Source organism: Paenibacillus sabuli (assembly GCF_014705605.1).
Lineage (GTDB): Bacteria > Bacillota > Bacilli > Paenibacillales > Paenibacillaceae > Paenibacillus_D > Paenibacillus_D sabuli.
This window is the reverse complement of the sequence record NZ_JACXIZ010000024.1, coordinates 37,120-50,862: the sequence shown is the minus strand read 5'-3', so window position 1 is coordinate 50,862 and position 13,743 is coordinate 37,120. Positions and strand designations below refer to the sequence as shown.

General features: G+C 63.9%; 9 protein-coding genes. 1 reads left to right on the top strand and 8 read right to left on the bottom strand.

The window, feature by feature from the left end:
* Positions 1-16: 16 nt before the first annotated feature.
* The 7 genes from IDH44_RS14760 to yicI all read right to left on the bottom strand — a co-directional run bounded on the left by IDH44_RS14760 (position 17) and on the right by yicI (position 9,935).
* On the bottom strand, positions 17-529 hold the full coding sequence (locus IDH44_RS14760; RefSeq protein ID WP_190918906.1) for a thiol-disulfide oxidoreductase DCC family protein: 513 nt from the start codon (positions 527-529) through the stop codon (positions 17-19).
* A 157-nt stretch (positions 530-686) separates the two neighbouring features.
* Entirely contained in the window at positions 687-2,438 is a 1,752-nt protein-coding gene (locus IDH44_RS14755) for an ABC transporter substrate-binding protein (protein WP_190918904.1), read from the bottom strand.
* Between the two features lie 85 nt (positions 2,439-2,523).
* Positions 2,524-3,357, bottom strand: a complete 834-nt coding sequence (locus IDH44_RS14750) for a carbohydrate ABC transporter permease (RefSeq protein ID WP_190919005.1) — start codon at positions 3,355-3,357, stop codon at positions 2,524-2,526.
* Between the two features lie 87 nt (positions 3,358-3,444).
* Positions 3,445-4,308: an ABC transporter permease gene (locus tag IDH44_RS14745; RefSeq protein ID WP_190919003.1), complete on the bottom strand. Its 864-nt coding sequence runs from the start codon at positions 4,306-4,308 to the stop codon at positions 3,445-3,447.
* Between the two features lie 249 nt (positions 4,309-4,557).
* A complete protein-coding gene (locus tag IDH44_RS14740) occupies positions 4,558-5,457 on the bottom strand; it encodes a response regulator transcription factor (protein ID WP_317890190.1) in 900 nt (299 codons plus the stop codon).
* Positions 5,450-7,243: a sensor histidine kinase gene (locus IDH44_RS14735; RefSeq protein WP_190918902.1), complete on the bottom strand. Its 1,794-nt coding sequence runs from the start codon at positions 7,241-7,243 to the stop codon at positions 5,450-5,452. The genes IDH44_RS14740 and IDH44_RS14735 overlap by 8 nt, the downstream gene beginning before the upstream one ends.
* 379 nt (positions 7,244-7,622) lie before the next feature.
* A complete protein-coding gene (gene yicI, locus IDH44_RS14730) occupies positions 7,623-9,935 on the bottom strand; it encodes an alpha-xylosidase (RefSeq protein ID WP_190918901.1) in 2,313 nt (770 codons plus the stop codon).
* 132 nt (positions 9,936-10,067) lie between these two features.
* Between yicI and IDH44_RS14725 the strand changes: the two genes are divergently transcribed.
* Positions 10,068-10,937: an AraC family transcriptional regulator gene (locus IDH44_RS14725; protein ID WP_190918899.1), complete on the top strand. Its 870-nt coding sequence runs from the start codon at positions 10,068-10,070 to the stop codon at positions 10,935-10,937.
* 66 nt (positions 10,938-11,003) lie between these two features.
* Here the strand turns inward: IDH44_RS14725 and IDH44_RS14720 are convergent, their stop codons facing one another.
* Positions 11,004-13,712 (bottom strand): alpha-L-rhamnosidase, encoded by a 2,709-nt coding sequence (locus IDH44_RS14720; RefSeq protein ID WP_190918898.1) that lies wholly within the window; start codon positions 13,710-13,712, stop codon positions 11,004-11,006.
* Positions 13,713-13,743 lie beyond the last annotated feature (31 nt).

Genomic DNA, 13,743 nt, shown 5'->3' with positions numbered 1-13,743 from the left:
GCGAGATCATCAACGGCTAGCCGCCCCTCCTAGCGTCGCCGCTGCCAGTCTCCGCAGCGCGCGCCGCGGCGGAGGAGACCGGGCGAGCCGCTATGCGAGCCTCCATTCGATCCGCCATGCGGTCCGCCCCCTCCAGGAACCGGCCGCGCTGCTCCGGCGTCGGCAGCATGCAGGAGGCGCGGGCGCCGAACCAGCGGTCGCGGCGGCGGGCGATCGCGTCGTAGACGGCGTCGCGCAGCGGACGCGGCACGATCCGCAGCAGCGCCAGCAGCTTCCAGAGGCCGGGCAGACTGCGGCATACTCGCAGCGCGGCTTCGGACTTGACATAGGCGCGACCGCCCTCGATCAGCACGAAGCTGTCGATGCCGGAGATGCCGTGCTCCCGCAGCAGGCGCGCGCCCGGCTCGCTCTGCAGCGGCGCGTAGCGAAAGCGCCCCTCGGGGTCGCGCTTCAGCACGAATTGCACGCTGCTATTGCAGAAGTTGCATACGCCGTCGAACAGCACGATTTTCACGTCCACGATGCTCACCGCCCTTTGCCGCCTGTTTCCCACATCATAACACACCGAAGGGCCGCCTGCGCAAATGCAACAGGCGGCCCTTCGGAACGCATTTCGGGCACGGCGGCCCTACTTTTTCACCCTACTTTTCGGACCAGTGCACCATACGATCAAGCGCAGCGAGCCATTAGTCCGACCACAGCTCCACGCGCTCCTTGACGAGCGCCTCGTAGCCGTCCTCCATGCGCTCGACGCCGGCCTTCTCCAGATCGGCCATGTAGGCGTCCCAGATGCGGTCGAAGTCGGCCGGATCGGCGAGGATCGCCTCCGGCACCCGTTTCCAGGTGATCTCCTTCATCTTCTCAGCCAGGATATTGGTCTCGCTCGTCGCCGGCACGGTAATGTTCCACGCCGCGCCCCACGGACGCACCGGGAATTCCTTCTCCGACGGGAACAGATCCTTCCACACCGTCGCATCATACGCGGCGAGCGTCTCCTTCTCGGCATCGGTGTAGCCCTCGACGATCTGCTCGGGGAAGTTCTTGGTGTAATAATTGTCCGTCTCATCCTTCACGCCGTCGCCGTAGTGGCCGCCCATGTTGTGATAGAATCCGATGCCGCTCTCCTTCTGGAAGCCGGTCGGATCGTTCTTGGCGAACTCCTGCACTTCTTGCGGCACGACGCGCTTCCCGTCCTCGATCACGTATTGTTCGCCTTCCACGCCCCAGTTGTCCAGGATCTGGCCTTCGTCAGAGGCGAGGAAGTCGAGGAATTGGATCGCGCGCACCGGGTCCTCGGCGCCGGTCGTGATGCCTACGCCCCATCCCGGGCTGAAGCCCGTCGGCCAGAACGACGTTTCCTTGAATTCTTCTCTGAGCGTGACCGGATAATGCCCGTAGGTATAGTCCATCTTGCCCTCGGTCTTGAGCGCATTCTCGCCGTCGGCGTATCCCCAGCCCTGGTCGATCAGGCCGAGCACGCGGCCGGAGGCGATCTTGGCCTTGTACTGGTCGGTCTTCTGCACGAAGCTCTCCTTGTCCAGCAGCCCCTCCGCATTCATGTGATTGAGCCAGCGGAAGTATTCCTTCTCCACGTCGCGGCGGAAATGGTACGTCACCTCGAGCGTGTCGATGTCGATGTGGTACTCGCCGTCATCCGGAGCGCCGGTCGTGAAGAACGCCGGATTCGTCACGGTGATGTACGTGCGCCAGTCGTCCGAGTCGAGCGTCAGGCCGATATTCGGATTGCCGTTCTCGTCGACCGGGTGCTTCTCCAGATACATGCGGATTGCATTCTCGAAGTCCTCGACCGTCCGGATCTCGGGATAGCCCAGCTCCTTCACCACCCGGTGCTGCAAGCCGAAGCCGCCGCCGGCGTCGAGCAGCCCGCCGCCGACCTCGGCATAGGTCGGGATGACGTAGATCGACGGGTCGTCCGTGCTGTAGCGCAGCCGGCTCATTTGATCGCCGAACAGTTTTTTGATATTCGGCGCGTGCTCTTCGATCAAGTCGGTCAGATCGAGCATCGCCCCGGCGTCGACGAGTTTGCTCAGCTCGCCCTTGGGGCTGATCAGATCGGGATATTCGCCGCTGGCGGCGATCAGGGCGATTTTTTGCGTCGAGTCGCCTACCGCGAATTCGGCATCGAGCGTGACGCCCGTAGCGGCGGTGATGGCGCGTCCGGCGGCATCCTGCATCTTTTGCCAGTTCGGACTGGAGTCCGAGCCGTAGAATGTCAGCGTGATCGGCTCGAGCTCGTCGCCGCCCGCCTCGCCGCTGTTTGCGCCCCCGTTATTCGCCGTGTCGCCGTTGTTCGCACTGCCGTTCGATGCGGCATTGCCGGCGTTGTCGTTGCCGCCGTTGCCGCCGCTGCAGCCGGCCAGCAGACCGGTCAGCAGCACGACGGCTACGGCCGGCTGGATCCATTTTTTGTTACGCATGCGCGTATCCCCCTCAGGTGGTGATTGTGATAATGAAGCGAATGGCTGGCTATCGTATGAACAGGCTCCCCTGCTGATACCGCTGTTAACTTTTGACTGCGCCGAGCGTCATGCCCTTCACGAAGTACTTCTGCAGGAACGGGTAGACGGCCAGGATCGGCACGGTCACGACCATCGTGATCGCCATCTTCACCGACTCCGGCGAGACCTGATTCATCACCTCGTTCATGTTCTGCCCGCGATAGTCGGACATGCCGCGGTCGGTGCTCTGCAGCACCTTCATGAGCTCGTACTGCAGCGTTGTCAGCGCCTCCTTGGAGGCATTATACAGATACGTGTCGAACCACGAGTTCCACTGCCCGACCGCCAGGAAGAGCGCGATCGTCGCCAGCGCGGGCTTGCACAGCGGCAGGATGATCCTCCAGAAGATGACGAAATCGTTGGCGCCGTCCAGCTTGGCCGACTCCTGCAGCGCCTCGGGCAGTCCGTCCATGAAGGAGCGGATGACGAAGACATTGAAGGCCGTCACGACGCCCGGCAAGATATAGACCGCGAACGTATTGAGCAGGCCCAGGTCGCGGATCAGGATGTAGATCGGAATCAAGCCGCCCGATACGTACATCGTGAGCGCCAGATAGAACGAGATGAAGCGGCGGCCCTGAAAGTCTCTGCGGCTCAGCGCAAAGGCGAGCATCGAAGCGCTGGCGATGCCGATGACCGTGCCGATCACGGTGCGCAGCACCGAATTGCGGAAGCCCGTCACCAGCGTCTCATAAGCAAAAATGACCTTGTAATTCTCCAGCGTGAACTCGCGTGGATAGACGGTCAGTCCGCCGCGTACGCTGTCGGTCGAATCGTTGAACGAAATCGCCAGCACATTCAGGAACGGATAGAGCGTCACCACCGTGACGAAGAGCATGGCAACGGTGACGAAGAGGTCGAATACCCGGTCGCCGGGCGGTCTGCGAGACAGCGAAGCTTGCGTGGACACGGATGCCGCCCTCCTTTACATGATGCTTTCGTTGGTGAAGCGTTTGAACAAGCCGTTGGCGACGAGCAGCAGGATGACGCTGACGAGCGAGTTGAACATGTTGATCGCCGTGCCGAACGAGAACCGCCCCATGCCAAGCCCGTAGTTAAGCGCATACAAATCCAGCACTTGGGAATATTCGCGCACCAGATTGTTGCCGAGCAGGAACTGCTTCTCGAAGCCGATGCTGATCAGATGACCGATCGACATGATGAGCAAGATGATAATCGTCGTCCGGATGCCCGGCAGCGTGATGTGCCAGATCTGACGCACCCGGCTGGCGCCGTCGACACGCGCCGCCTCGTACAGCTCGGGCCCGATGCCGGCGATCGCAGCGAGATAGATGATCGTGTTCCAGCCGGTCTCCTTCCACACGTCGGCTGCGGTGACGATGCCCCAGAACCATTCGCCCTTGGCCATGAATTGCACCGGCTCGTGGATGAGGCCCGTCCATAGCAGGACGTCGTTGACGATGCCGTTCTGGGTGGACAGCATCTTCGTGACGAGACCGGCCACGACGACCCAGGAGACGAAGTGCGGCAAGTACGAAACCGTTTGCACGAAGCGCTTGAAGACGATATTGCGCACCTCGTTGAGCAGCACGGCGAATACAATCGGCACCGTGAAGCCGGCGATCAGGCCCATCAGGCTCATCGCCAGCGTATTGCGCAGCACGAGGTAGAACATATCGTCCTGCAGCAGCATGCGAAAATGCGTCAGACCGGCCCACTCCTGATCGAAAAGGCCGCGTCCTGGACGGAAATTCTGGAACGCCATCGTCCAGCCCCACAGGGGCAAATAATTAAACACGAACACCCATGCCACAAACGGCAGCGACATGGCGTACAGGTACTTGCTGCGTGCCGCATTGCGCCAGAATCGTCCTGCGCGCGCGGCGGATGTCGGCGCCCCGTACGGCGCTGTATCCGATTTCAATGCGCCCCCTCCTTTTTCTTTCTGTTCGCTTGCGACATCTTCATCGTACTACGCTCCGGTCTTCGGCAATACCGGGTAGATTCGGCATCTATTACCTTCATAATCAGACAAAAACACCCCCAAAATCCGAGGACGGGGGCGCCAAATGCATGCCTATTCTTCCTTGCGGAACTCGCCGGGCGGAATGCCGACATATTTGCGGAACTTGCCATGGAAATAATCGACGTTCGGGTAACCGACCCGCTCCGCCACCTCGTACACCTTCCAGCCGTGCTTGAGCAGCCGCTTCGCCTGTTCGATTCGCACCTTGTCGAGGTAGGTATTGAAGTAATCGCCGGTCTCCTTGCGAAACAACCGTCCCAGATGCGAGCTGGAGTAGTGGAAGTCCGCCGCCAGCGTCTCCAGCCGCAGATTGTCCCGATACTCACGCTCGATCCGCGCCTTGACCCGGGCGATCAGCTCGCGCCCCTCCGGCCTCCTCGCCTCCGGCAGCCCGTCAGCCGCCGTGATCGGCGAGTCGATGCTCAGCTGCGGTGCAGGAGGCGGCGCGCCCTCCGGCGCATACGATGTGAATGCGTCTCTGCCATGTAGCTCCGGCCGCGCCCGGAAGGCTTCGCCTCGGTGTAGATCGAGCTGCGCCTGACCGGCGTCTTCTCGATACGAATCGGGCCGCGCCCGGCCGTCCAGCTCGCGCCGCAGCCGCTTCAGCATGAGCGCGAGCTCATCCTCGTCGATCGGCTTCAGCAGGTAGCCGCAGGTACGATGTGCGATCGCCTTCTGCGCATAGGCGAACTCGGCGTGGCCGCTCAGGATCATCAGCTGCACCTGCGGGTCGAGCTTGCGGATGCGTCCGATCAGCTCCAGCCCGTTCATCCCCGGCATGCGAATGTCGACGATCATCAGATCGGGCGCATGCCGATCGTACAGCTCCAGCGCCCGGTTGCCGTTGTCCGCGGTCGCCGCCACACGATAGCCGAGCTGCTCCCAGTCGACAATCGATCGCAGGCCCTCGCGAATGAGCGGCTCGTCGTCGACGATCATGACCTTATACACGTCTCATCCCCCCTGTCGGAATTCGAAATCGTACGCGCGTCCCGCGACCCGGCGCGCTATGCACGCGGAGGCCGCTCGGCTCGCCGTAGGTCATCTTGAGCCGCTGGTCGACATTGCGCAGCCCGATCCGTCCGCCCGGCTCCCGTTCCTCCGGCTGACGCAGCGCCCAGCGCAGCCGGTGGAGCCGGTCTGCGTCCATACCGGCGCCGTCGTCGACGACGAGCACGCTCAGGCCGGTCGCGTCGGCTCGCACATGGACCTCGATCCGCGCCCCTTGCTCGTCGTTCTCCAGCCCGTGGATGACGGCATTCTCCACGAGCGGCTGGATGACGAGCGGCGGGATCGGCAGCCCCATCGTCTCCGGTGCCGCGATCAGCCGGAACAGCAGCCGGTCGTTGTAGCGGAAGTTCTGAATCTGCAGGTAGCTGCGCACCAGATCGAGCTCGGCCCCGACGGTCGTCATGCGCTCGTCCGCCTCCAGATTGCGCCGGATCAGCTTGCCCAGCAGCCGCACGATGCGTGCGATCTCGCGCTCGCCCCGCATGTGGGCCTTCATGCGGATCGATTCGAGCGCATTGAACAGGAAGTGCGGATTGATCTGACTAGCCATCATCTTGAATCGAATCTCGCTCTGCTTCGCCTCCAGCTCGCGCTTCTGCCGATTGGACTCGCCGACCGCGTCGACCAGCTCGTGGATGCTCGCCACCATCGCATTGAATTGCCGCGAGAGCTGCGCAATCTCGTCCTTGCCGTCCATGACGACGACCGTGTTGAGATTGCCGGTGGCGACGCGGTTGATATGCTTGCTGAGATGGCGCATCCGCTTGGTGACGAGATTGGAGACGGTGACGATCATGACCGTAGCCGCCAGCAGCGCGGCGCCGATGACCGCCAGCGCGAGTCCGTTGGTCCGCGTGATGTCGCCGGTGATGGCATCAATGGCGAAGATCGACACGATGCGCAGCCCGCCCAGACTCGCATCCGGCGCGAGCGGCGCGACGCGAATCTGATACGGCGTGCCGCCGATGGCGGCCTGATGGACGCCGCTGCCCAGCGCATCGTCCGCCTCGATCAGCTCCAGCTCGCGGAGGGTGCGGCCGACTTGCTCGGGCTTGTTGGACGCGACGATCGCCCCCGCTTCGTCCACGAGCATCGTATCGAACGACTCCTGACGCAGAATCTGGCCAAGCAAGTCCATATTGGCATTGACGACGAGCACGGCGCTCTGCGCGCTGTCGAGGAAGTGCACCTTGCGCACCAGGCTCAAATAAAATTGACCGTCGCGCTCATCCTGCAGATACTGCCAGGTGACCGCGTCATTTGGGCCTTGCAGCGCCTGCTCGTACCACCCGGCCCGCACGATCTCCCGGGTCGGCTGCAGGAACTCCCAGTTGTTGAGCAGCGTCGGATTGTCCATGTACAAGCGAATGTTGGCGATCTCCTTGTACAGCCGGATGTACTGCTCAATATCGCGGTAGCTGCGATACGCCTCTACGACCGCATACGTCGTCGTATAGCGCTCGCTGGCCACCTGCGCCATACGCTCGTCGTTGGCCAGCCGATAGGCGATGTCGCGGGAGACGTGCAGCACCTCGAGCGTGCGCTGCCGGACGCGCTCGACATTCGTGCGCGTCTGCTCGGCCGCATTGTCGAGCGCCATGCTCTGCAGCTCCTCGCCCAGCAGCACGCCGACGACCAGCACCGGCGCGAAGACGACGATCACGAAGGAGAAGATCAGCTTCGTCCGCAGCTTCATCTGATTCGCCATTCGGAATAGCGCTTTCATTTGGCGTCAATCTCCTCTCCGTGCCGTGGAATCGGCCGCCGTCGCAAGGCCTAGGCCCTCGTTGCGGGGCCAAGGGCGAGCAGTACAAAAGCGAGCAGTGCAGAAGTGTGCAGGGCAGCCGCGTGCAGGGCAGGCCATGCTGACGGGCATTGACGGGACTGGCTGCGCGCACTGCGACGCAGGACGCAGCGCCCAAGGCGCATTTTCTTCAGTCTAGCTCCACTCGCCAAAGTCCGCAACCTTTTTTTGGAAGCTGCTTTTTCTACCTCTATTTACATATCCAATCAAAGAAAGCCGCCTTCGACGCGATGGTCAAAGACGGCCGCTTACCAGCAACTCGAAGGCTCGCCGCGCCGCGCTGCGAGCATGCCCAATCGCGCTACAATCGGATCATGAGCGTCGCGCCGCTGCTCGGCACGATCACGGCACCGTGCTCGCCGCTCTGCGCCGTACCGCCCTCGACGCCGGCGACCTCGGCGATGCCGCGCAGCACGAGCGTCCACGGCTTGCCGGCTCCCTCGTGCGCCACCTCGATCCGATCGCCGCGTCGCGCGGTGCGTACCGTGAGCTGTGCCGCTCCGGCGGTATCGCAGACGACCGTCTTCGCCTCAGCGCCGTCCGCCAGCTCGAACAGATGCAGCGCCACGCCGTCGGCATAGTCATAGTCCGGGCGCTGATCCTCCGCGCCCAGCGCGATCAGACTGCCCGGCGCCACCAGCAGCGGCAGGCTCATGTAGTCGTGGCGCTCGCGGTGCCAGCGCCCGCCCTCGACGACCTCGCCGCTTAGCAGACGCGTCCAGCGTCCCGCCGGCACGTAGTAGCGCACCTCGCCGTCGGTGCGGAAGATCGGCGCCACCAGCAGCCGTCCGCCGAGCATGTACTGCAGGTCGAGCGGATGGCAGGTCGGATCCTCGGGGAATTCCAGCACCATCGCCCGCATCATCGGCACGCCCCATTCCGCCGACTCCGCCGCCGCGCTGTACAGGTACGGCATCAGACGGCTCTTGAGCTGCGTGAAGTGGCGCAGCACGTCGACCGCTTCCTCGTCGAACAGCCACGGCACGCGGTACGAGCTGTTGCCATGCAGGCGGCTATGCGACGACAGCAGGCCGAAGGCGACCCAGCGCTTGTAGATATCCGGCGGCGCCGTGCTCTCGAAGCCGCTGATGTCATGGCTCCAGAAGCCGAAGCCGGACAAGCCGAGCGAGAGCCCCCCGCGCAGCGATTCGGCCATCGAATCGTAGGTCGCCGAGCAGTCGCCGCCCCAATGTACGGGGAACTGCTGGCCCCCGGCCGTCGCCGAGCGTGCGAACAGCATCGCCTCGCCGCGTCCGAGCTTTTCCTCGAGCACCTCGAAGACCGCCTTGTTGTACAGGTACGTGTAATAGTTGTGCATCTTGTGCGGATCGGAGCCGTCGTGGTAGACGACATCCGTCGGAATGCGCTCGCCGAAGTCGGTCTTGAACGAATCGACGCCCATGTCAACGAGCCGGCGCAGCTTCGACTTGTACCACTCGGTCGCCTCCGGATTGGTGAAGTCGACGAGGCCCATGCCCGCCTGCCACATGTCCCACTGCCAGACATCGCCGCTCGGCCGCTTGACGAGATAGCCCTTCTCCATACCTTCGCGGAACAGCGGCGACTTCTGGGCGATGTACGAGTTGATCCAGACGCAGATCTTGAGCCCGCGCGCCTTGAGCCGGCTCAGCATGCCCACCGGGTCGGGGAAGACCGCCGGATCCCACTCGAAGTCGCACCACTGGTATTCCTTCATCCAGTAGCAGTCGAAGTGGAACACATGCAGCGGCAGATTGCGCTCGAACATGCCGTCGATGAAGCGGTTGACCGTGGCCTCGTCATAATCGGTCGTGAACGATGTCGTCAGCCACAGGCCGAACGACCAGGCCGGCGGCAGCGCCGGCTTGCCGGTGAGCGCCGTGTAGTTGCGCAGCACCTCCTTCAGCGTCGCGCCGCCGACGATGAAGTACTCCAGACCTTCGCCCGGCACGCTGAATTGGACGCGCGAGACGACCTCCGAGGCGATCTCGAAGGAGACGCGCTCCGGATGATTGACGAACACGCCATAGCCCTCGCTCGAGAGATAGAAGGGCACGTTTTTGTACGCCTGCTCGCTGCTCGTGCCGCCGTCCTCGTTCCAGACGTCGACGCTCTGGCCGTTCTTCACGAACGGGGTGAAGCGCTCGCCCAGTCCGTAGATCTGCTCGCCGACGCCGAGCTCGAGCTGCTCGCGGAAAAAGCCGCCCTCCGGCGTGCTCAGATGCCCTGCGCCGCGCGCACGGCTGCCTGTGAGATGCCGTCCGTCGTAGTCGAAGCGGACGCCCCAGCTGCCGGAGGCGGACATGCGCGCCCGCAGCTTGCCGCTCTGCAGTACGAGCTCGTCGTCCGCCTGCGCGGTCGAGACGGGCCCGCTCTCCTCGGCAATGCCGAATGCCGGGCCGCGCTCCGCCCCACCGGCATGACGCGTCCAGCGCACGCGGATAACGTCCTCGCGCGGCGCGCTGAATTCGGCCTGCAGCAGGCCTGAATTGAGCGTGTCGCCCTTGCGCTGCACCGTCCGCACGGCGGTATAGGCCGTCACCTTGTCCGCCTCTACCCGGCTGTCTCTTACCTCGATTGCCCCGTTCAAGCTTACGCCCTCGCGCAGCTGCCAATATCCGTCGCTAAATTTCATCGGGTGCTCCTCCTCGTGGCCTGTTGGAATGAATGCGGTTACTATACTATAATAATATTGACCATAACCTCAAAATTCTTTCTCAATTTTGCTATTTGCTATCACAATTTTGACATCTTGGAGGTTCGCACGATGAATCGGACGATGCTGAAGGAAAATCGCATGCACGGGGATTCGCGTTATCCGGTGAGCGTGTATCGGATGGACATCGCGCCGGACGAGCCGCTGCTGGATCTGCATTGGCACGACGAGTTGGAGCTGCTGCAGGTCACGTCGGGCGGCGGCCATTTTCGCGTGGGGATCACCGATTATGAGCTGGAGGAGGGGCAAGCGCTGTTCATCGGCGCGGGAGAGCTGCACTGCGGGTGGACGGACGGCGTGCGGGGCTGCGCGTTCGAGGCGCTCGTGTTCCACCCCGAATTCCTGTACAGCCGCACGTATGACGCGATCCAGGACCGCTACGTGCAGCCGCTGGCCGAGCCGGACAGCCGGTTGCCCGTCCGGCTCGGCGCCCCGCACACGACGTCGCGCCCTACCGCGCTGATCGGCGAGCTGTGCGCCATCGGCGAGAGGCAGGCGCCGGGCTACGAGCTGCAGGTCAAGGGGCTGCTCTATCTGCTGCTCGCCGAGCTGTGGGCTGCTGCCGGGGAGCCTTCCGCACAGCGCGGCGTGCAGCCCGATCAGTACAAGACCGACCGGCTCAAGACGGTGCTGCAGTACATGCACACGCATTACGGTCAGCCGCTGCGACTGCGCGATCTGGCCGCTTCGGTCTCGATGAGCGAGGCGTACTTTTGCCGCTTTTTCAAAGAAATGACCCGCCGCAATCCGATTGATTACCTGAATCAATACCGGATGCAGCAGGCCGCTTCGATGATGCGCGCCACCGACCGCAAGCTGACCGAGATCGCGCTCGATGTCGGCTTTGGCAGCCTCAGCTACTTCATTACAATGTTCAAGCGCCACTTCGGCTGCACGCCGACGCAGTATCGCAGCCGCTGAGCGGGCGCGGGACGAAGACCTGCTTGGCGGCTGCAACTACGGCGACGGCTAGACAGCGCCCCTTCCCTAATCGACGCCTCCGGATATCGCACGCAGATACTCGAATCGGTACGCGCCCGAGCCCGCGTCGATCAGTACGCCTTCCGCCGTCTGCTCGACGGCCGTCACACCGGACGTCTCGGCCAGCGGCGCGCCGCTCTCGCGCACATCCTCCAGACGGGCGTCCGGCAGCAGGATGCGGGCCGTCGCATTCGGCGGCACTTCCGCCGAGAGCTGCACCCGGCCCTCCTCGATCCGCCAAGCCGAGACTGCGCGGCCATACGGCGTCTCCAGCGACGCACGGGCATGCGTCAGTGCGCCCTCGCCCAGCCGCGGCGCGATGCGCAGTCTGCGCCATGCCGGCTCGGCCGCTTCGTCGTCCATGTCGAGTCCGGCCAGTATCCGGTACATCCAGTCGCCGATCGCCCCGTATGCATAATGATTGTACGAGTTCATCGCATCGCTCCAGAACGTGCCGTCCTCCTTGATGCCGTCCCAATGCTCCCAGATCGTGGTCGCGCCCTTGACGACCGAATACAGCCAAGAGGGGTAAGACTCCTGCAGCAGCAGCTTCTCCGCCGTCGCATGATAGCCATGCGCCGACAGGACGAGGCAGAGATACGGCGTGCCGACGAAGCCGGTCGTCAGGTGGTCCTTGTTCGCCTCGACGAGCGCATTGAGCTCGCGGGCGACGCGTGTCCGCCCCTCGCCTTCGACCAGCTCGAACATCAGGGCCAGCACATGCGCGGTCTGCGTCGGCGCGGCCAGCCGACCGCTCGGCGTGACGAATTCGTTGCGAAAGGCGGCAACGACGCGGTGGTGCAGTTCGCCGTAGGTCCGCACGTCCTCGGCCTTGCAGAGGACGACGGCCGCGTCGCGCACCAGACGGGCGGAATGCGCGTAGAACGCCGTCGCGATCAGATCCCGCGGCGTAGCGCCGACGTAGCTGTTCTCCTTGGCATCGAGGCCGAGCCAATCGCCGAAGTGGGAGCCGGTATTCCACAGCGTCTCCGATTCACCCTGCGCCCGCATGTAGGCGACCCAGGCCCGCATGCTGTCGTACTGCTCCTCCAGCAGGGAGGTGTCGCCATAGGCGCGGTACATCTCCCACGGACAGATCGTGGCCGCGTCGCCCCATGCCGCCGAGGAATGCCCCTTGATGACGCTCGGAATGACATGCGGCACGCCCCCGTCCGGCAGCTGATCGGCGCGCAGGTCGCGCAGCCACTTGGTGAAGAACGGCCCGATCTGGTAGTTGAAGACCGCCGTCCGGATGAACACCTGCGCATCGCCCGTCCAGCCGAGCCGCTCGTCGCGCTGCGGACAGTCCGTCGGCACGTCGAGGAAGTTGCCGCGCTGGCCCCAGACGATGTTGCGCTGCAGCTGATTGACCAGCGGATGCGAGCATTCGAACTCGCCGGTCGGCGGCATGTCGGAGTGCATGACCTCGCCGATGAAGGCGTCCAGCGGCACATCCGCGCCGCGCTCCTGCCCTGGGTAGCCCTCGACCTTGACGTAGCGGAAGCCCTGGAATGTGAAATACGGGGCATACGACTCCGGTTCGCCCTGCTCGCTGCCGCGCGCGATATATTCCACCGTCTGGCGCGCCTTGCGCAGATTGCCGATATAGAAGTTACCCTCCCGGTCCAGCACCTCCGCATGCTGCAGACGGATGCGCGTGCCCGCGGGCGCATTCACCCGCATGCGGATGCGTCCGACCATATTCTGGCCCATGTCCAGCACCGTCTCTCCGGACGGCGTGCGCAGCAGCTCGATTGGCCGGAGACGCTCGGTGATGCGGGTCGCCCAGTTCTCCTGTGCCGTGAGCGGATCATACGGGAGATCCAGGCGCTCCGTCCCGCACCAGGCGCTGTCGTCATAGCCGGCCTCGCTCCAGCCCGGACGCTCCAGCCGGGCGTCGTATGTCTCGCCGTGATAGATCTCCGCGTACTGGATCGGTCCGGTCTCGCTCTTCCATTGCTCGTCGGAGACGATCACGGTCTCCGAGCCGTCCGCATGCTCCACGTGCAGCTGCAGGAGCGCGGCTCGCCGGTCGCCGTACAGATTGCGATTGTCCTGCCAGGCCAGATTGCCCTTGTACCAGCCGTCCGCCAGCTGCAGCCCGAGCGCATTGGGACCGCTGACCAGCAGGTCGGTGACCTCGTAGGTCTGATACTGGTGGCGCTTGTTATAGCTGGTCCAGCCCGGCGACATCCACTCCTCGCCGACGCGCCGGCCGTTCACATACGCCTCGTAGACGCCTGCGGCCGTCGCATACAAGCGCGCGCGCCACACCGGCCCTTTGAGCTCGAATCCCCGTCGCAGCAGGAAGGCCGGCTCGCCTTGCGGATCGATCCGCTCCGGGTCCGGCGTGATCCAGACGGCTCGCCACGGCTCGCCCAGCAGGGCGGTCTCCCACCACTGCGACGCGCTCCACGGAGATTCCTCGCCTTGCTCGTCCCACGCCTTCACCTCATAGGCATACCTGGTGCGCGGCTCCAGCGGCGGCCCCGCGTACGGGATATGCAGCGACTGGGAGGACGTCACCTTCCCGCTGTCCCACAGCGGTCCAGCCGCCGAGGGATCGTCTGCCCGCGTCACGCGGATCCGGTAGGCCCCCTGCATCGTCCCGCGCCGGTCCGACTCCAGCTTCCAGCTCAGCTTGGGCGTGCTCGCATCGGTACCGAGCAGCTCGCTGCGATAATCACACGTAAGGGCTTTCACAGTTAATGTCATTGCCTGTATCCTCCTTGGCCATTCCCCCGCC

Coding starts and splice junctions, on each gene's coding strand:
- IDH44_RS14725 (WP_190918899.1), top strand. CDS start 10,068: ATGAATCGGACGATGCTGAAGGAAAATCGCATGCACGGGGATTCGCGT.
- IDH44_RS14735 (WP_190918902.1), bottom strand. CDS start 7,243: ATGAAAGCGCTATTCCGAATGGCGAATCAGATGAAGCTGCGGACGAAG.
- IDH44_RS14750 (WP_190919005.1), bottom strand. CDS start 3,357: ATGCTCTTCGTCACGGTGGTGACGCTCTATCCGTTCCTGAATGTGCTG.
- IDH44_RS14745 (WP_190919003.1), bottom strand. CDS start 4,308: ATGTCGCTGCCGTTTGTGGCATGGGTGTTCGTGTTTAATTATTTGCCC.
- yicI (WP_190918901.1), bottom strand. CDS start 9,935: ATGAAATTTAGCGACGGATATTGGCAGCTGCGCGAGGGCGTAAGCTTG.
- IDH44_RS14720 (WP_190918898.1), bottom strand. CDS start 13,712: ATGACATTAACTGTGAAAGCCCTTACGTGTGATTATCGCAGCGAGCTG.
- IDH44_RS14755 (WP_190918904.1), bottom strand. CDS start 2,438: ATGCGTAACAAAAAATGGATCCAGCCGGCCGTAGCCGTCGTGCTGCTG.